Annotated in this window: 17 protein-coding genes; 10 read left to right on the plus strand and 7 right to left on the minus strand. The window is 64.8% G+C overall.

Annotation, left to right across the window (positions count from 1 at the left end):
• Positions 1-98 precede the first annotated feature (98 nt).
• Both BIWAKO_RS10950 and metC read right to left on the minus strand, forming a co-directional pair.
• Complete coding sequence (locus BIWAKO_RS10950; protein ID WP_069878707.1) at positions 99-698, minus strand: glutathione S-transferase family protein; 600 nt, start codon at positions 696-698, stop codon at positions 99-101.
• A gap of 76 nt (positions 699-774) precedes the next feature.
• On the minus strand, positions 775-2,010 hold the full coding sequence (metC, locus tag BIWAKO_RS10955; protein ID WP_084651255.1) for a cystathionine beta-lyase: 1,236 nt from the start codon (positions 2,008-2,010) through the stop codon (positions 775-777).
• 212 nt (positions 2,011-2,222) lie between these two features.
• Here metC and BIWAKO_RS10960 point away from each other — a divergent pair, with 212 nt between their 5' ends.
• From BIWAKO_RS10960 to BIWAKO_RS10995, 8 genes are all read left to right on the plus strand, one after another.
• The gene (locus BIWAKO_RS10960; RefSeq protein ID WP_244523410.1) at positions 2,223-3,266 is read left to right on the plus strand and encodes an amino acid ABC transporter substrate-binding protein; all 1,044 of its coding nucleotides are present in this window, start codon (positions 2,223-2,225) and stop codon (positions 3,264-3,266) included.
• A gap of 66 nt (positions 3,267-3,332) precedes the next feature.
• Positions 3,333-4,592: an amino acid ABC transporter permease gene (locus BIWAKO_RS10965; protein WP_244523411.1), complete on the plus strand. Its 1,260-nt coding sequence runs from the start codon at positions 3,333-3,335 to the stop codon at positions 4,590-4,592.
• Between the two features lies 1 nt (position 4,593).
• The gene (locus tag BIWAKO_RS10970) at positions 4,594-5,694 is read left to right on the plus strand and encodes an amino acid ABC transporter permease (protein ID WP_084651256.1); all 1,101 of its coding nucleotides are present in this window, start codon (positions 4,594-4,596) and stop codon (positions 5,692-5,694) included.
• A complete protein-coding gene (locus tag BIWAKO_RS10975) occupies positions 5,694-6,473 on the plus strand; it encodes an amino acid ABC transporter ATP-binding protein (RefSeq protein ID WP_069878708.1) in 780 nt (259 codons plus the stop codon). The genes BIWAKO_RS10970 and BIWAKO_RS10975 overlap by 1 nt, the downstream gene beginning before the upstream one ends.
• Before the next feature lie 54 nt (positions 6,474-6,527).
• The gene (locus BIWAKO_RS10980) at positions 6,528-7,925 is read left to right on the plus strand and encodes an MmgE/PrpD family protein (protein WP_069878709.1); all 1,398 of its coding nucleotides are present in this window, start codon (positions 6,528-6,530) and stop codon (positions 7,923-7,925) included.
• 39 nt (positions 7,926-7,964) lie between these two features.
• The gene (locus tag BIWAKO_RS10985; RefSeq protein WP_069878710.1) at positions 7,965-9,344 is read left to right on the plus strand and encodes an MmgE/PrpD family protein; all 1,380 of its coding nucleotides are present in this window, start codon (positions 7,965-7,967) and stop codon (positions 9,342-9,344) included.
• A gap of 15 nt (positions 9,345-9,359) precedes the next feature.
• On the plus strand, positions 9,360-10,724 hold the full coding sequence (locus BIWAKO_RS10990) for an MmgE/PrpD family protein (RefSeq protein WP_069878711.1): 1,365 nt from the start codon (positions 9,360-9,362) through the stop codon (positions 10,722-10,724).
• Between the two features lie 38 nt (positions 10,725-10,762).
• Entirely contained in the window at positions 10,763-11,464 is a 702-nt protein-coding gene (locus BIWAKO_RS10995; protein WP_244523412.1) for a GntR family transcriptional regulator, read from the plus strand.
• A 140-nt stretch (positions 11,465-11,604) separates the two neighbouring features.
• Here BIWAKO_RS10995 and BIWAKO_RS11000 read toward each other — a convergent pair whose 3' ends face one another.
• The 5 genes from BIWAKO_RS11000 to BIWAKO_RS11020 form a co-directional block, all read right to left on the minus strand.
• A complete protein-coding gene (locus BIWAKO_RS11000; RefSeq protein ID WP_069878712.1) occupies positions 11,605-12,798 on the minus strand; it encodes a M20 aminoacylase family protein in 1,194 nt (397 codons plus the stop codon).
• A 108-nt stretch (positions 12,799-12,906) separates the two neighbouring features.
• Complete coding sequence (locus BIWAKO_RS11005) at positions 12,907-13,686, minus strand: amino acid ABC transporter ATP-binding protein (protein ID WP_069878713.1); 780 nt, start codon at positions 13,684-13,686, stop codon at positions 12,907-12,909.
• On the minus strand, positions 13,683-14,606 hold the full coding sequence (locus BIWAKO_RS11010; RefSeq protein ID WP_069878714.1) for an amino acid ABC transporter permease: 924 nt from the start codon (positions 14,604-14,606) through the stop codon (positions 13,683-13,685). Before BIWAKO_RS11010 ends, BIWAKO_RS11005 begins: the two co-directional genes overlap by 4 nt.
• Positions 14,603-15,493 carry an ABC transporter substrate-binding protein gene (locus BIWAKO_RS11015; protein WP_069878715.1) on the minus strand — a complete coding sequence of 297 codons (891 nt, stop codon included), beginning with the start codon at positions 15,491-15,493 and terminating at the stop codon, positions 14,603-14,605. The genes BIWAKO_RS11010 and BIWAKO_RS11015 overlap by 4 nt, the downstream gene beginning before the upstream one ends.
• A 76-nt stretch (positions 15,494-15,569) precedes the next feature.
• On the minus strand, positions 15,570-16,532 hold the full coding sequence (locus tag BIWAKO_RS11020) for a type 2 periplasmic-binding domain-containing protein (protein WP_069878716.1): 963 nt from the start codon (positions 16,530-16,532) through the stop codon (positions 15,570-15,572).
• Between the two features lie 97 nt (positions 16,533-16,629).
• Between BIWAKO_RS11020 and BIWAKO_RS11025 the strand changes: the two genes are divergently transcribed.
• A complete protein-coding gene (locus BIWAKO_RS11025) occupies positions 16,630-17,955 on the plus strand; it encodes an aminotransferase-like domain-containing protein (protein WP_069878717.1) in 1,326 nt (441 codons plus the stop codon).
• Positions 17,956-18,044: 89 nt separating this feature from the next.
• On the plus strand, positions 18,045-19,082 hold the full coding sequence (locus tag BIWAKO_RS11030; protein ID WP_069878718.1) for a DmpA family aminopeptidase: 1,038 nt from the start codon (positions 18,045-18,047) through the stop codon (positions 19,080-19,082).
• Positions 19,083-19,094: the final 12 nt, after the last annotated feature.

The raw sequence follows: 19,094 nt of genomic DNA on the forward strand, positions 1-19,094 counted from the left end.
AGCGATGATGCATGGAACGGTGCGTGGCACGTGGGCAATGGCGAAGCGCCCGCATGCCTGCATGCTCATGCCAGCCCAATTCGGCGAGGGCTCATCGCCTAGCTGAGAGCATCGGCGACATGCCGTATGAAGGCCGGGCGCTGCATCAGCTGTCGATGGTAGCGCTCGAGATTGGCACAGTCCGGCTTGTCCCCCGGCAGCAGCACGTAGCGATGAACGATCGGCCCGAGCGGGATGTCGCCGATGCTGAAATGCTCGCCGGCGATGAACGGGCGATCCAGCAGGGCGTGATCGAGTACGGCAAACTGTGTGAATGCGGAGTCCCGCTTGGCCTTGAGATCGTCTCCCGTCAGCCCTTGCTTTCGCAGGGGCGCCAATACGGGAGCCAGCATCATCGAGGCCCAATCCATCCAGCGATCCGCCTGAGCCCGCTCTCCGGGAGCTTCGGGCCAGAGCAGGCCAGCACCATATTGGGCCGCGAGATAGCGGACGACGGCGTTCGACTCCCAGACGACCACCCCGTCGTCATCGAGAGTGGGCACGCGGCCATGGGGGTTCATAGCACGATAGACCGGATCGTCCGTTCCTCCGAAGTTGCCGCCGCGCTTGACCAACTCGTAGGCCAATCCGAGCTCGTCGAGAGTCCAGAGCACCTTGGCGACATTCGAGGAATTATGGCGGCCATAAACTGTGAGCATCGCTTGTCATTCTCCGGGAGCAGCGTGTCGGCGCGACCTCCTGGCGGTCGCGCCGTGAGGAGTTGGGGGATCGAGATCAGGCCGTCAGCCGCTTCAATCCGCGCTCGAGATCGTCGATCAGGTCGGCAATATCCTCAAGCCCGACATGGACGCGCATCGACTGGCCATCGACAGCCCAGTTGGTCGCGGACCGCAGGGGGGACGGATTGGTCGGGACCATCAGGCTCTCAAAGCCGCCCCAACTCGAGCCCATGCCATATAGTTTCAGCCCATCCATCATGGCGGCAAGGCGTGTGCGGTCCTTTTCCTTCAAGACGAAGCCGAACAGGCCGGACGCCCCGGTGAAATTGGCTTTCCATAGGGCGTATCCGGGGTCCTGCGGCAAGGCTGGATGCATGACGCGCTCGACCTCGGGGCGCGTGGCCAGCCAGCGTGCCAGCGTCAGGCCGCTTTCATGGTGCTGCCGCATGCGCACCCCGATGGTCCGCAGACCGCGCAGCGCGAGGTAGGCGTCATCGGGTCCGACGCAGAGGCCGAGCCGGAGGGCAAAGGCCTTGATCCGGTCATAGACGCTCTCGGCACAGGAGATGGTGCCCAGCATGATGTCGGAATGGCCGGAAATGTACTTCGTCCCGGCCTGAAGCGAGATGTCGACACCCAGCGTCAGGGGCTTGAAGAAGACGCCGCCCGCCCAGGTATTGTCGATCACCGTCACGATCCCGCTCGCCTTGGCAACAGCGACGATGGCCGCAACGTCCTGCATCTCGAAGGTCAGGGAACCTGGCGTTTCCATCCAGATCAAGCAGGTTTCGGGCCGAACGAGCGTTGCGATGTCGGCGCCGATCTGCGGATCGTAGAAGGTCGTCTCGACGCCGAGATGGCTGAGAATCTCGTTGCAGCAATGGCGACATGGCCCATAGGCCGAGTCGGGAACGAGCACATGGGCGCCAGGTTTGGCGTAGGCCAGCAGGACCGTCGATATCGCCGACGCGCCCGAAGACGTCAGCACGGTGCCCGCTGCCTGCTCGAGGGCGGAGACGGCCTCCTCGAGGGCAAAGCTGGTTGGCGTCCCGCGACGGCCATAGCGGATCTTCGTCGTCGCCTTCGCATCAAGCGCCGCAAGCGTGGGAAACAGAATGGTGGAGGCATGGAAGACGGGCGGATTGACAGCGCCGGAATGAGCGGAAGGGTCGCGGCCGCTATGGCAGATGACCGTGTCCTGCCGGAAGGCGTGTTCAGAATCGGTCTGATTCCCCTGGGAGGATTTGGGCTCGCCAAAGCCGGGTTCCGCCTGCAGGTCTGTGCTGCTCATCACGCGTCTTCCTTCGTTCTCGATCCTGGGAACCGGTCGATTCCGGTCTTATTGTTCAATTGGTACAAAGGGTTGGAGGTATTCTTCGCTCACTGGGCTTCTGTCCGCTTGCGCTCCGTGCTCAGTTGTATATCTTTGGATACAAGCGCATTCAATAGATGACAAGCGCTCGCCGATGGTGCGAATGGCGGCGCAGTACAGGGGATGGAAGCATGTTCGGGATGGGTTTTCTGAAGCATGGCAAGGCGCTGCTGGCCTGCGCCGTTATCGCCTTGTCCGCCAGTTCGGCCATGGCCGAGCAGGGCGCGACGCTGAAGACGGTCAAGGAGCGCGGGCAGTTGCTGTGCGGGGCCCATCCCGGCCGTTATGGCTTTGCTGCCCCCGACGCGAAGGGGCGCTGGGTCGGATTCGAGGTCGATCTCTGCCGCGCCATCGCCGCCGCGATCTTCGGCGACGGCGAGAAGGTGAAGTTCGTCGCACTTTCCAGCCAGCAGCGCTTCCCGGCGATCCAGTCGGGTGAAGTCGATGTTCTGCCGCGCAACACCACTGCGACCCTGACCCGCGACACGGCGCTTGGTCTGAACTTCAGCCCGCCGGTTTTCTACACTGGCCTCGGCTTCCTCGTGCGCAAGGATGCCGGCGTCAAGTCAATCGAGGAGCTGAATGGCGCGGTCATCTGCATGGCGCCTGGCAGCACGACCGAGCAGTCGGTGGCGCGGATCTTCGCCCAGCGCAATCTGAAGTACACGCCGATCGTCATCGAGAACAACAAGGAACTCGCCAGCGCCTATGTTGCGGGGCGCTGCGACGCGCTGGCCAAGGATCGCGATGCGCTGCCGGGTGTGAGGGTCTATGACGCTCCCAACCCCGATGACCATGTCATTCTCGACGGTACCTATTCCAAGGAGCCGTTGGCGCTGGCCGTCCGCCATGGCGACGACCAATGGTACGACATCGTGAAATGGGTGATGTACGGCCTCATGGAGGCGGAGGAGAACGGCATCGGCCAGGCCAATGCCGACACGATGCTCAAATCCAGCGATCCCTATGTGCGCGACATGCTCGGCGTCACCGGAGATTTCGGCGCGAAGCTCGGCCTCGACAACAAGTGGCTCTACTCGGCGGTGAAGAGCGTCGGCAGCTACAAGGACATCTACGAGCGCCATTTCGGCGCCGGTACGCCCCTGCCTCTGCCGCGCGGCGTGAACAAGCCCTGGACGGATGGCGGCCTGCTCTACGGCCTGCCGATCAAGTAACGCCCGCTCGCGCGACGGCACGCGACATTGCCTCGGCGTCAATTTCTCCCAGCCAGCGGAAACGACATGACCATCATGAGTGAGGCCAGGGCAGGCACGGCGGAGCTGCACGCTCACGCCACGACGGCCACCGCCCCTGGCGCGCCCGCTTCGCCGCGGCGGCGACCGCCGCCCCGGCGCTCGTGGAACTGGAACGACCCCGGTGTCCGGACCTTCACCTACCAACTGGCCCTGGCTGCCGTTCTGGTCTTCGTCGGCTGGTATCTCTACGACAATGTCGCGACCAACCTGCGCCGCCAGAACATCGCCACAGGCTTCAGCTTCCTGGGTGAAGCCGCGAAGTTCAATATCAGCGAGACGCCGGTTTCCTTCACTGCCTCCGATTCCTACGGCCGGGCGCTGCTGGTCGGGCTGCTGAACACCATTCACGTCTCATTGGTCGGCATCGTCTGCGCCACGCTGGTCGGTGTGGTGATGGGCATCGCGCGCGCGTCTCGCAACCTGCTCGTCTCCAAACTGGCCGGCTGCTACGTGGAGTTCGCGCGGAACGTGCCGGTGATCCTGCATGTGGTGCTGTGGTCTTCGATCATCCGCAATCTGCCGGCACCACGCCAGGCCCTGGATGTCCTCGGGATCGGCTTCATCAGCAATCGCGGCCTGACCCTGCCTGCCCTGGTGCCGCATCCGGCGCATGGGGCGATGGGCATCGGCTTTCTGGTCGGTGCCGTTGCCGCCGTCATTCTCTACAAGCTGATCAGGCGACATGGCGAGCGCACCGGGCGCTATGTCGCGCCGCTGCCGCCGGCCCTGGCACTGGTCGTGGCCGCGACAATTCTGCCCTGGCTCCTGTCTGGTGCCCCCATCATATTCGACATGCCGAAACTGCGCGGTTTCGGGTTCAGCGGCGGCATGACCGTCCCGCCCGAGTTCTTCGCGCTGGTCGTCGGGCTCACCGTCTATACCGGTGCCTTCATCGCCGAGATCGTTCGCGCCGGCATCGAGTCCGTGCCGAAAGGCCAGAGCGAGGCTGCGCGTGCGCTTGGCCTCAAGCCGTCTTCGATCATGAGCCGGATCGTCCTGCCGCAGGCGCTGCGCGTCATCATCCCGCCGATGTCGAGCCAGTTCCTCAGCCTGACCAAGAACAGTTCGTTGGGCGTGATCATCGGGTACCCCGAACTGGTCAATATCGGGAACACGATCATGAACCAGACCGGCCAGGTGGTCGAAATGGTGACGATCATGATGATCATTTATCTCGGCCTCAGTCTGACCACATCGATTTCGATGAACCTCTACAACAACGCCGTCGCGTTGAAGGAGCGTTGAGATGGCCGACGCTCAATTCTTGCCGGCGCCGGCGCGCCGCCAGCCCCGTGTTTCGCGCACTGCCGCCTGGTGGCTGAAGGACCGGATCTTCTCCAGTCCCTTCCATGTCGCGCTCTCGATCGTCGTGCTCGTGGGAGCAGCCTTTATCGGGCAGTTCCTGCTGCGTTGGGGGGTGCTCGATGCGGTCTTCGTCGCGTCCGATCCGGCCGCCTGCCAGGCCGCCAAGGGGGCGTGCTGGGCTGTCGTCTATGAGAAGCACCGCACGATCCTGTTCGGGCTCTACCCGCATAGCGAACACTGGCGCCCGACGCTGGCGGTCTGCCTCTACCTGGTCATCCTGACGATCACCTTGATGCCGCGGTTCTGGAATCTGCGCGGTCTCGCGCTGCTCTGGGCCTGCACCGTCACCGCCATCGGCGTGCTGATGTATGGCGGCGTGTTTGGCCTGCCGGAAGTGGCGACCAGCGAATGGGGCGGGCTGGCGCTCACCATGATCATGTTCACCGGGACGGTCGTGATGGGCTTCCCCGTCGCGGTTCTGCTGGCGCTCGGGCGGCGCTCGACGTTGACGCTGGTGCGTTCGGTCTGCGTCACGATCATCGAGACGCTGCGTGGCGTGCCGCTGATCACCATCCTCTTCGTTGCCGTTAACGTGCTGCCGCTGTTCCTGCCGGCCGGCAGCAGTGTCGACAAATTGCTGCGCGTCACCATCGGCATCGCGATCTTCTTCGCCTGCTACCAGGCGGAAACCATTCGCGGCGGCCTGCAGGCTGTCCCGCGTGGACAGTACGAAGCGGCTCAGGCCCTTGGTCTTGGCTATTGGCAGATGACACGGGTCATCATCCTGCCCCAGGCGCTGAAAATCGCCTTCCCGGCGATCGTCAATCACATCATCGCGGCGCTGAAGAACACGTCCTTCGTGATGATCATCGGCCTGTTCGACATCCTCAACGCCACGACATCGGTGATGCAGGACCCGGTTTGGCGCAAATACTATGTCGAAGCCTATGTCTTCGTCGGTCTGGTCTATTTCGTGTTCGGCTTTGCCTTGTCGCTCTACGCGCGCGCCATGGAAGCCCAGATGAAGAAGGGGCATCACTGATGCTGCAGCAGAATGCCTCCGCGACCGCCGAGGGCTCTCGGGTGAAGAACGCCATCGAGATCGGCTCCATCTCGAAATGGTACGGCACCATCCAGGTGCTGGACGATGTCAGCCTCGATATCGCCACCGGCGAACGCATGGTGATCTGCGGCCCGTCGGGCTCGGGCAAATCGACCCTGATCCGCTGCATCAATGGCCTCGAGCAGCATCAGGAGGGCCGGATCGCGGTCAATGATACCGAGCTCGATGGCAGCAACCGCGCTCTCGAAACCATCCGGGGCGATGTCGGCATGGTCTTTCAGAGCTTCAACCTGTTTCCGCATCTGACCGTACTCGACAATCTGACGCTTGCCCCGATGCTGGTGCGCAAGATGCCCAAGCGCGACGCGGAAGAGATCGCGATGCAGTACCTGCGCCGGGTTCATATCCCCGAGCAGGCGCACAAATATCCGCTCCAGCTTTCTGGTGGCCAGCAGCAGCGTGTCGCCATTGCACGCGCCCTGTGCACGCAGCCGAAGATCATGCTGTTCGACGAGCCGACCTCGGCACTCGATCCCGAGATGATCAAGGAGGTGCTGGATGTGATGCTCGAGCTCGCGGGCACCGGCATGACCATGGTCGTCGTCACCCACGAAATGGGCTTCGCCCGGACGGTGGCAGATCGCGTCGTGTTCATGGCGGATGGGCGCATCGTCGAAACCGGGCGGCCGGACGAGATCTTCGGCAATCCGCAAACCGAGCGCTCTCGCACCTTCTTCCGTCAGGTCCTCAAGCACTGAACCTCTGAGTCGAAGTCCGGAGGCGCTGCGGCCCTCCTTCGAAAGCTGGACCCCATGGCCGATATCACTCTGGCGCTCGCGCGCCACGCAAACGCCCTGTCGCTGGTGAATGCGCCCTCTGCCGTGAGGCATTGGGCCCGGCTCGCCATCGCCGACACGATCGGTGTGATGCTGGCGGGATCGCATGAAGGCGTCGTCGATCTGCTCTGCGACACGGTCGAGCCCAGCCATGCTGCGTCCGGCAGTCTCCTGCTGGGTCGTGCAACGCGCGTCGGCGTGCTCGATGCCGCGCTGATCAATGGCGTCAGCGCCCATGCGCTCGATTTCGACGATTGCAGCCTGACCTTGGACGGACACCCGTCCGTGCCGATGGTCCCCGCCTTGCTGGCGCTGGCGGAACGACTGGACTGTCATGGCGACCAGCTTCTCGCAGCTTATGTAGCCGGCTTCGAAACGGAGACGCGTCTCGCGCAGGTTCTGAACCCGCTCCATGTCGAGCGCGGCTGGCACCCGACCGCGACGCTCGGCATCTTCGGAACGGCGGTCGCCTGCGGTCGCCTGTTGCAGCTCGACGACGAAGCAATGGCCGTCGCCATCGCCATTGCCGCTTCGTCGGCCAGCGGGCTGCGCGCCAATTCCGGCACCATGACGAAGCCGCTCCATGCCGGTCAGGCCAATCGAAACGGGCTGCTGGCGGCCCTGCTCGCCCGCAATGGCTTCACGGCCAATGTTCGCGCGCTGGAGCATGGCATGGGGTTCTTCCATGCCTTCAATGGCGCGGGCGTACCCGATATGCGCCCGTTGCTGGAAGGCTGGGGAGAGCGTTGGGAATTGCTCGACCCTGGCGTTGCGATCAAGCAGTTCCCCTGCTGCGCCTTCGTCCATTCGGCCATAGCCGCAGCCACCGAGCTGCGTGACGATCTGGCTGGCGGCACCGACGAGATCGCCCGGATCGACATCCATCTGCATCGGCGTCGCCTGAAGAACATCGACCGACCGGACCCGAAGTCGGAGCTGGATGCCAAGTTCAGTACGCATTACGTCACCGCCTGCGCCTTGGAACAGGGGTCCGTCCGCTTCGAGGATTTCGAGCCGGGCGCCTATGACCGTGCCCGATTGCGCGCGGTGATGGGCCGTTCCGAACTGCTTGCGCATGACGAAGACGATGTGTCCGCCGGTCGCGTGACCATCACGCTGCGAGACGGCGGCCAGCGCAGCGCCAGCGCTTCGGTGGCCATGGGGCGCGGCCCGCTCAACCCGATGAGCGAGGCCGAGTTCTCCGGCAAATTCCAGGATTGCGCCGGGCGGGTCCTGGAACCCGACGCCACGGAGCGCCTGCTCGATGCCTTGCTGTCATTGGACGGAGGCAGCCGCCTGCGCTCGCTTCTCACTACGATCGAGCGGGCCGCGCCGCCCAGGGAACGGGCTCCGGCGCTTCGTATTCCTGCCTGACGCGATCAGGCGAACCCCGACACGACACTGGATCACATCATGAGCCTTGCCCTCGAAATCGCCCGCAGAGCCAACGCACTCGATCCCGATAGCTTTTCACGGACAGCACGGGAGACCGCCAAGGTCGCCATTGCCGACATGCTGGGTTGTGCGCTCGCCGGTGCGCCGGAGAGCACGACCGCGTTGGCGCTTGCCGGTCTTGCGGTGGGGACTGTGGCCGGCGGCTGTTCTGTCCTGGGGGCAAGCGAGCGCCTGCGCCCGCTCGATGCAGCACTCGTCAACGGCACGTCCGGCCATGCGCTCGATTTCGACGACACCAGCAAATCCCTTGCCGGGCATCCGACCGTCATCATTGTTCCAGCGGCCCTGGCACTCGCCGAGCAACAGGACCTGACCGGCAAGGATCTGCTCGACGCCTATATCGTCGGCGTCGAGACCGCGACGCGGATCGCGCGCGGCGTCAACTTCCATCACTACGAGAAGGGCTGGCATCCCACGGCGACGCTCGGCATCTTTGGCGCCGCGGCCGCGTGCGGCAGGTTGCTCAAGCTCGACGACCAGGCGCTCGCGACCGCGCTTTCGCTCTGCGTCTCCTTCGCCTCGGGCGTGAAATCCAATTTCGGTAGCCAGACCAAGCCGCTGCATGCTGGGCTTGCCGCCCGCAACGGCCTGTTCGCCGCGCTGCTCGCATCGGAAGGCTTTGACGCCAGCCCCGTCGCCTTCGAGCACCCCCAGGGCTTCCTCGAGGTGTTCAACGGCGCCGGCAACTACGATGCCCAGCGGATGTTGGAGGGCTGGGCCGCACCGCTGGACCTCGACGGACCCGGCATCTCGATCAAGAAATACGCCTGCGTCTACAGCGTTCATGGGGCAGTCGACGCCGCCCTTGCGATTGCCGGCGAGCATCGGATCGAGGCCTCTCAGATCGCCAAGGTGACGGTGACGATGCATCGCCGCCGCCTGCTGCCGCATGTGATGCGCAAGGCCGAGAACCCGCTCGACGCCAAGTTCAGCCTGCAATATGCCGTGGCGCGTGCCCTCGTCGACGGGCGCGTTTCCCTGGAGCATTTCGAAGGCACGGCCTATCGCGACCCGCATGTGAGGGCCGCCATGGAGCGTATCGAGACGCAGGCCCATGACGATGACTCCAACGATTATGGAGCGACGGTTTCAGTTCGTCTGAAGGACGGTACGGCGCTGGAACACTCTGTTCCTGCGCCGCTCGGGCGTGGTCCTGAAATCCCTCTGCCGCTTCCGATGCTGCGTGCGAAGTTCGAGGATTGCGCGCGCCGCAGCCTGGATGCGGCGCAGGTCGGCCCGCTATTCGACCGTTTGGTCACCCTCGAGGCCCAGCCCTCCGTCCGGGACCTCGCCATCAGCATGACGAGTTCGCGGGCAGCCCTCAGCGCCGCCGCCTGATCGACAGGAACCATTATGAGCTTCGCACTCGAACTCGCCACGCGCATCAACCGGCTGGCCGATGGCCCCTTGCCGGAAGAGGCATTCCAGATCGTCAAGGGCTCGCTGCTGGACACGCTGGGGGTCGCGCTTGCCGGCGCCCACGAGCCGGCCGCCCGCATCCCGGCCCGGGTCCTCGACATCGGCTCGCAGAGTGGACCCTGCGTGATCTATGGCAGCCAGGAGCGCGCCAGCGCGCTCGACGCCGCCCTCATCAACGGGGCAGCGGCTCATGCACTCGATTTCGACGATTGCAGCACCACCATGGGCGGCCATCCCTCGGTGCCGGTCCTGCCCGCCCTGATCGCTCTCGGCGAAGAGATCGAGGCTGATGGAGCAAGCCTGCTACGGGCCTATATCGCGGGAATAGAGACCGAGACCCGTTTGGCGCGGGGCCTGTTGCCCTGCCATTACGAGAAGGGCTGGCATCCCACTGCCACGCTCGGCGTCTTCGGCGCCGCCGCCGCCTGCGGCCGGATGTTGAGGCTGGATGACGAGGCGCTGGCTCGCGCCTTGGCGATCGCCGTCTCGCTGTCGAGCGGCGTGAAGGCGAATTTCGGAACCGCTGCCAAGCCGCTCCATGCCGGCCTGGCCGCGCGCAACGGGCTCTACGCCGCCCGGCTGGCGAAGTCTGGCTTCTCGGCATCGGCTGACGCATTTGAGCAGGTTCAGGGCTTCTTCAATCTGTTCAACGGCGAGGGGCTCTATGATGCCGACGCGATGCTGGCCGATTGGGGCGGAACCCTGGAAACGCTCGAGCCGGGCATTGCCATCAAGCAGCACCCGTGCTGCGGAAGTGCCCATTCGGCCATCGATGCTGCACTCAAGCTGCGTCAGGCGCACGGTCCCTTCGCGCTTGCCGACATCGCCGCCATCGAAACCGAAACCCATGTGCGCCGGTTGGCGCATACCAACCGCACTGAGATCAAGAATGGGCTCGACGCCAAGTTCAGCGTTCAGTATCTGACCTGTCGCGCCCTGGCTGACGGACAGATCCGTCTCGCCCATTTCGAGAACGGCGCCTATGCCGAAGCTGCGATCCTCGATCTGATGTCTCGCTGCACGGCGCGGGCGCACAGCAACGATGACCAGTATCTCGGAACCGTGGTCGTGACGTTGCGCAATGGACGGGTTCTCACCGAGCAGGCCTCGACGCCGTTCGGACGGGGCCCTGACAATCCGATGTCGCGGGGTGAACTGACCGAGAAATTCCTGGACTGTTCCAGCCGTGCGCTTGAGCGCGACAAGGCGGAGGCTCTAGCCGAAAGTATCTGGAGAATGGAGCAGACCAAGAACATAAGGGATGTAACGACCATGTTGGCATCCGGCCCGCTTCAATAGCCGGGTGCGCGACAGAGACCGAACTGGAGTTTTGACGTTTGAACACGCGCCTGAAATCCGCTGACGATGAGGCAGGCTCATCCCAGCAGGCCACGCATGGCCTTTCCCGGGTGGACTATGTCCTCCAGGCGCTCCGCGACGCCATCCAGAGCGGCAAGCTGAAGCAAGGAACCCGCCTGCGCGAAGAGGATCTGGCAGAGCAATTCGGGGTCAGCCGTACGCCGATCCGCGAAGCGCTGGGAAGGATGCAGTCGCGCGGGCTGGTCGAGGCCGTTCCTGGTCGCGGTCTGATCATTGCCGAGATCACCGGAACCAAGATCCTTGAACTCTATAGCCTGCGCGCCATCCTGGAAGGTGCGGCGGCGCGCTTCGCCGCCGAACACGCGTCTCCAACGGAGATCGATATCCTCAACGCGCTCGCCCAGCGTTGTGCCGAGGCACAAACGCCTCAACTCGCGGCGATCGCCAATATCAAGTTTCATCAGATGATCTACGAGGTCGCTCGCAACCGCTATCTCGGACCGGCGCTTGGCGAACTTCAGGACACGATCGCGCTGCTCTCGGGCACCACTTTCGAGAAGGAAGGCAGGCTCGAGGAGGTCACGCAGGAGCATCTTGCGATCATCAAGGCCATCAAGGAGCGTGATCTCGATGCCGCCGAGGCCGCTGCCCGTGCTCATGTGACGAATGCCAAGCTGATCCGGATCAGCCGCCTCATGGAGTCGGGCGCGGCCTATTGAAGGGTTGACGAGGTCGCCTGCGACCCGGGTGATCCCTCATGCCAGGAGTGAGCATCTGGCCGCGGCATCGCGGCCAGATCGAGACAGGGTAGCCGGGAAATTCGCCGGGTGACCTCTCTTCACACCTCACACGCCAGTGCTTAGCGTGTCGCGGCCTGCAGATAGCGCTCGACGAGCCGGGCCCACATCGCGGCGCCGACGGTCAGGCTGTCATCGGCGAAATCATACTGCGCGCTGTGCAGGATCGGCGAGTTCAGCCCGTTGCCGAGGCGCAGGAAACTGCCCGGCCTGTGCTCGAGGAAATAGGCGAAGTCCTCGCTGCCGGGAATCAGCTGGCAGGTCGCGACCTTGTCGGCGCCGACCAACTCTTCCGCAACTATGCGCGCAAAGGCAGTCTCGGCCTCAGTATTGACCACGACGGGATAGCCGCGCTCGTAGTCGATCTCGATCGACGCGCCGTGACCTTCCGCGACCGACCGCGCGAGCCTGACGATGCGCTCCTCCAGCAGGTCCCGGATGGTCGGCTCGAAGGAGCGTACGCTGAGCGCCAGCCTGGCCTCTTCAGGGATGACGTTGACGGCTTGGCCCGCATGGATGGTGCCGACCGTGACGACGGCCGTCTGTGTCGGGTCGATATTGCGCGAGACGACCGTCTGAAGCGCGACCACGAGATGGCAGGCCACCACGACCGGGTCGATGGTCAGATGCGGGCGCGAGGCATGGCCGCCCTTGCCCCTGATCGCCATGGTGACCGTGTCGGCGGCGGCCATCATCGGCCCTGACCGCAGCAGGATCGTGCCCTCCGGCGCGCCGGGATGATTGTGCAATCCAAAGATCGCATCGAAGGGGAAACGCTCGAACAGCCCGTCGGCGATCATGGCCTGGGCGCCGCTGATCTTGCCCGCCTCCTCGGCCGGCTGGAAGATCAGCGTCACCGTGCCGTCGAAGCGACGCGTGCGGGCGAGGTATTCGGCCGTGCCGAGCAGGACGGCGGTGTGCCCGTCATGGCCGCAGGCGTGCATCTTGCCGGGCTGGAGGCTGGCATAGGGAAGGCCGGTCTCTTCGGTGATCGGCAGCGCGTCCATGTCGGCGCGGATCGCGATGCTGCCCGTCCCTGTGCCGCTGCTCAGCCGCGCCACGACGCCATGGCCGCCGACATTGCGGGTTACCTCGTAACCCCAGGCCGTGAGCTTGTCGGCAACATAGCGCGCGGTTTCGGCCTCCTCATGGGAGAGTTCCGGGTTGGCATGCAGATATCGGCGCGTCGCCCGGAGATCGGCCTCCATGGCCTCGAAATCGGAGACGCGGGCGAAGCTGTTGTCGAGCGCGGGCATGATCTCTCTCGGTCTGTGCGGATGCGGCCTGGCCGCAATGCTGCGGCTAAAGCATCGGCCCGAAACGTGGATGGTGGGTTTCGGGACAGCCGATGCAAACACGGAGTGTCAGAGGAAGCGCGACAGGAAGGCCTGGGTGCGCGGATGGCGCGGATTGTCCATCACCTCCTCCGGCCGGCCCATTTCGACGATCTTGCCGCCATCCATGAACACCACCCGGTCGGCGGCCTCGCGCGCGAAGCCGATTTCGTGCGTGACCACGATCATGGTCAGCCCCTGCCGGGCGAGATCGCGCATCGTCGTCAGGACTTCGCCCACCAGCTCGGGGTCGAGCGCCGATGTCGGTTCATCGAACAGCATCAGCTTCGGCTTGATCGCCAGGGCGCGGGCGATGGCGACACGCTGCTGCTGCCCGCCGGAGAGCTGGCGCGGATAGCTTGCCGCCTTGTCGGAGAGACCGACCCGATCAAGCAGGTCGAGAGCCTCCGTCGTCGCGTCCTTGCGGTTCATGCCATGGACGCCGATCGGCGCCTCGATGACGTTCTCCAGCGCCGTCATATGCGGATAGAGATTGAACTGCTGGAAGACCATGCCGATCTTGCGGCGCTGGCGCGCGATGCCGTTGCCCGTGAGCTTCTGCAGCCGGCCGTTGCGCATCCGGTAGCCGATCTGCTCGCCATCGACCTCGATGAAACCCCGGTTGATGGCTTCGAGATGGTTGATGCAGCGCAGGAAGGTCGACTTGCCCGAACCCGAAGGCCCGAGGATGACGACGACCTCGCCCGGCATCACGTCGAGGTCGATGCCCTTGAGGACCTCGAGATGGTCGAAGGACTTGTGGATGTCACGCGCCCTGACGAGCGGCGTGGTCGCTGCAGCGGCGGTCAATGGCTTGCCTCCTGCACGGCGGGGAGCGGAGCGGCCGCGCCGTCCCGGCGCTCGCCGCGGCTATAATAGGCCTCGATATAGCTCTGGCCGACATTGAGGATCGAGGTGATAAGCAGGTACCAGAGAACCGCGACCAGCAGCATCGGGATGATCTCGAAGGTGCGGTTGTAGATCGATTGGACCGAGTAGAGCAGATCGGCCATGGCAATGACGCTGACCAGCGACGTCGCCTTGATCATGCTGATGAGCTGGTTTCCGGTCGGCGGCACGATCGAGCGCATGGCTTGGGGAATGATGATCCGCCGCAGCGCCCGTCCCTTGGTCATGCCGAAGGCCTCGGCGGTCTCGGCCTGGCCGCGATCGACCGAAAGCAGGCCACCGCGGATGATCTCCGCCATATAGGCTGCCTCGTTCAGCGCGAGGCCGACGATGGCGGCGGTGACGGGGGTGATGACCGAGTTTGTTTCCCAACTCGCCAGGGTCGGCCCAAACGGGATCGCGAGCGAGATCTGGGGGAACAGCGTCGAGAGATTGTACCAGAAGATCAGTTGCACGAGCAGCGGCGTGCCACGGAAGAACCAGATGAACAGCGACGCGGAGGAGCTCGCGAGCGTGTCCTTCGACAACCGCGCGATCGCCAGGACGAGCCCGAGCGCGGTGCCGATCACCATGGCGACAACCGTCAGCCCGAGGCTGACCGAGAGGCCATTGAGCACGGTGCGGTCGAAGAAATAGGCGGCGACGACGGGCCAGCCGAAATTCTCGTTCCGCGCGACGATCAAGCCGAAATCGACGACGATGATCGCCGTGACCGCCCAGAGAATCAGGCGGCCGATCGGGAAGGGGGCGTGCGCGTTGGCCACGTCCCTCGCGTCGGCGCCGCCCTTGGGCGACGCGGTCATCGCGGGCTCGCCGCTCATTTCGGCAGGGCCCCGCCGAGATTGAGACCGGGCTCCTTGAGCATGTTGTTCTCGAGGCCCCATTTCTTCATGATCGCGGCATAGGTGCCGTTATCGATCAGGATCTTGACGGCATCGCGCAGAACCGGGCCGAGCGGCGAGCCCTTGGGAACGACCGCGCCCTGATAGAGATCCTCAAACCCGTTGCGGGCACCGACACCGGTGAGTTCGAGCTGGCCGTTGGCCTGCGCGACGAAATAGGTGAGGGGTGCCTGCGACGAGAAGAAGGCATCGGCACGCTTGGAGCGGACCGAAAGGATCGAGCTCGGCTGATCGGAATAGGATTGCACCTCGATGGCGCCCTTGCCGTCCGCCTTGCACTTCTCCGCCTGGACCTGGATGACGCGCTCGGCCGAGCCGCCGGCCATGACGGCGATGCGGTTGCCGCAGGCGGTGTCGAGCGAGGTGATGCCCTTGGGGTTGCCCTTCTGGACCGCGAAGACGACGAATTCCTGGACCCAATCGACGAAATCGTTGGCTTCCTGCCGGCTCTTGAAATCGCCGACGGGGCCGAAGGCGAACTGGTAGCGCCCGGCATTCACGCCGGCGAGCAGGGCCGGCAGGCCTCCCACCGTCGCATGCTCGATCGTGACGCCCAGAACCTGACCGATCGCGTCGGTGAGGTCGGAGCTCGCGCCGCTCATCTCGGTACCGGTGACGATCTCGTAGGGCGGGAAGGAGCCGTTATTGACCGAGATCACCTTGCCCTTGCTGCGAAGGGGCTCAGGCAGGCGCGCCCGCAGCTCCTCGTTGACCGTCTGCTTCGCGATCGTGCCCTGCTGGGCCAGCGCGGAACCGGCCAGCGTCAATCCGGCGAAGGCGACCGAGGCAATCAATCTGAAATACATGGTGCTACTCCCCATTCTTGTCTGAACTTGCAGGCCGGGCGGCGGCGCCGGCCTGTCGCAACGCTTCTCGGGCGTGTCAGTGGGTCCGCGCGTGCCGCGGGAAAAGTTCGGCGGGCGTCAGCAGGCGCGGCAGGATCTTCTGTTCATGCAGTTCGGTCGCGAAATCGGCGATCATGACTTCGTTCTCGGCGAAACCGCTCGCGCTCCACGAGGCGGGCAGATCGCGGGCGCAACGGCGCAGCTCGTCGAACATCCAGGGTGTCGTATCGGCGTATTTCTCGCGCTTCTCGAGCCAGAGCCGCTGTGACTCGTCGATCAACGCACTAAGCTCGTCCATGATCCAGGGATTGTCGCGGACGATTTCGGCCTTGAAGCCGATCAGGTGCATGCCCGGGATGTAGCCGACTTCGTGGAAATAGGCGGTTTCCGCCGCCCGGAAATCCTCGAGCACCTGACGAAACGGCGAGGCCGGATCGAAGAAGCCCTTGGGCATGAAGGGCGTGAACACGGCATCGAGCCCGCCATCCCGCAGGAGATCCACCATCGGGCGCTCACCCGGAGCGGCCTCGATCCGGCCGGGGCGGCCAAAGCCGTCGAGACGGTCGGTGATCGGGTGAGCTTCGGTCAGGCGCCCGGCATACCACATCGCGTCCTCGACGCCGACGCCTTCGCGGCGCACGGCGGCGCGGGTCCAGGTGTTGCCGGAATCGCGCCAGCCGGTGACACCGATCTTCTTGCCGGCAAGATCGGCGAGCGTGCGGATCGCGCTGTCCTTGGTGGTCACGATGCAGCGATGGCGAAAGCCGCGCATGATGAAGTTCGGCATGCCGACGATCTTGTCGTCGCCGTCATGGCGCAACTGGGCATAGCGGCTGAATGACAGCTCTGCGGCATCGTAAGCTTCGTCGGTGGCCAGGTCGCCGACGAGTGTGCCGACACGATCAACCTGGACCCTCAGCCGGGGCGAGGAGACGTCGCCGAGAACGAGCGGGGTCATGTAGTCCCAGTCGCGGAGGGCAAGGCGCAGCGTTACGGCCATGTTGGCAACTCTGAATAGCTCTCGACACGGCCACTGCTAAATGTTCAAAAGTGACTGCGCAAATGTTATTATGTTATTGAACATTTAATGGCGGTGAATGAACAGCTCGATCAGTGCCGACTGGCTCGCAAGGACGATCGTCGATCGCAGCATCCGGGGCATCGCCCTGGAGACCAGCGCGCTGATCAGGGCAGGAGCGCTGCCCGTCGGGGCGCGGCTGCCCGCGATCCGCGACATCGCCTATGAAATGAAGGTCAGCCCGGCGACGATCTCCGAGGCCTGGAGCGAATTGCGCCGGCAGAAGATCATTCGTGGCCGAGGGCGCAATGGCACCTGGGTCAGCGGCGATCGCTTCATCGCCCAGCCGGAGCGGCTGGCGAGCTCCGGCGACTATGGTGCCGGCGTGCTGAACCTGTCGCTGGCCATTCCCGACACGGCGTTGCTGCCGCCGCTCGCACAGGCGCTGGCCCATGGCGCAACGGTCGACAAGCTCAACAGCTATGAACGGAGCCGAGTCGTACCGGAACTGCGCGAGGCGGCTGAAGCGCGCTGGCCCTATCGGCCAGAAGCATTCCTCGCCACCAATGGCGGCTATAATGCCGTCTACAACACGCTGCGCGCCCTTGTGACGCCGGGCTCGGCCGTCGCGATCGAGCATCCGACGGCCATGCGGCTGCTCGATATCCTCGAGGATCTCGGCGTCAGGATCGTGCCTGTGGCCTGCGACGAGCACGGCCCCCTGCCGGCTTCGCTCCGCGCCGCGGCGCAGGAGCGCCTTGCTGCCTTCGTGTTCCAGCCGAGACTGCACTCGGTTACGGGGCAGACGGTCAGCGCCGAGCGGCTCGCGCTGATCGGCGACATTCTCGCCGAGAGCGATGCGCTGATCATCGAGGATGACGGCGTTGCCGACATCTCGGGGGCGCCGCCCGCGTCACTGGGCGTGCGGTTTCCGGAGCGCACCATCCATATCGTCTCCTATTCGAAGACCCTTGGGCCCGATCTGCGGCTCGCGGTGCTGTCGAGTTCGGCCGCGATCGTCGAACAGGTCCAGTCCTATCGGGCCTTCAGCGCAGGCTGGACGAGCCGACTGCTCCAGGGCGCTACCTCCTGGCTGCTGCGCGATGAAGCGAGCCGGGATATCGTGGCAAAGGCCCGCACCGTCTACCAGCAGCGGCGCGACAGTCTGGCAGCGGCACTGGCCGCGCGCGGCATCCACACCGCGCCCGGCAGCGGCCTTTGCCTGTGGGTTCCGATCATCTCGGAGCCCTTCGCCATGGTGACGCTCGCGGCGCGCAACATCGCTGTCAATCCCGGCAGCAAGTTCTCGGTCCTGCCCAGCGCCCATATCCGCGTCGCGACGGCGACATTGACCGATCGCTACGAGGAAGTGGCGGATGCGATCGCGCTGGCCCGGTCCCCCTGATCGCGGGAGCGGGGCTGCGTTCCACTGCTGGCGGATACCGGGGTTTCCGCTATAGCCGGAAGCATCGTCAGCCAGCCGGATTGCCGCCCATGCCTGCCCGCGCCCGTTCTCTTGGATTGATCTGCGGTTCTCTGCCGCCCGGCCCGCTCAATGCGATTACCGATGTCGCGGGCGTCCGTGTCGGTCACAGGACCATTCGCGACGGGGATATCCAAACCGGGTTCACAGCCATACTGCCCCATGGCGACGATCCGTTTCGCGAGAAGCTGCGCGCCGGTGTCGACGTCATCAACGGTTTTGGCAAGAGTGCCGGGCTGGTGCAGGTCGCCGAACTCGGGCAGATCGAGACCCCGCTCCTGCTGGGAAACACATTGTCGGTCGGGACGGGCTTCAATGCCCTGGTCACGCGTGCGCTTGCGGCCAATCCCGACATCGGCCGGACGACCGGCACCGTCAATCCGGTCGTGCTCGAGTGCAATGACGGCTTTCTCTCAGACATCCGGGCGCGCGTCCTGACCGAGAATGACGCCTTCGCGGCACTCGATGCCGCTACGGTCGGCCCGGTCGAAGAAGGCGCCGTCGGCGGTGGGACCGGGATAAGCGCCTTTGGTTTCAAGGGCGGCATCGGCACGGCCTCCCGCCTGCTTAGGCTGGACGGCAAGGATTATACGCTCGGCGTGCTGGTCCAGGCCAATTTTGGCAATGCGGGAGACCTGGTTCTGCCGGATGGGCGCCGGCCCGTTCCGCCCGCCATGCCGCACGCCGCCGTGCCCGAGCGTGGGTCCGTCATCATCGTGGTGGCGACCGATATTCCGATGGAATCGCGGCAGCTGACGCGCGTTGCAAGACGGTGCGGTGCGGGACTGGCCCGGCTCGGTGCATTCTGGGGCAATGGCAGCGGCGACATCGCGCTGGCCTTCAGCACGGCCGGCCGCATCAGCCATCATGAACGCGCCGATCTCGCGCCCATGGTGGTGCTCAACGAGAACCGGATTGATCTGCCGTTTCGCGCGGCCGCCGAGGCGACGCAGGAGGCCGTCCTCAACGCCATGCTCGCCGCGCCAGCAGTGGCGGGGCGAGACGGTCATGCGAGGCCTTCGCTCGCCGACGTTCTCGCCCGCTCCTGAGGGCTCGCTGTC

The organism is Bosea sp. BIWAKO-01, assembly GCF_001748145.1.
Lineage (GTDB): Bacteria > Pseudomonadota > Alphaproteobacteria > Rhizobiales > Beijerinckiaceae > Allobosea.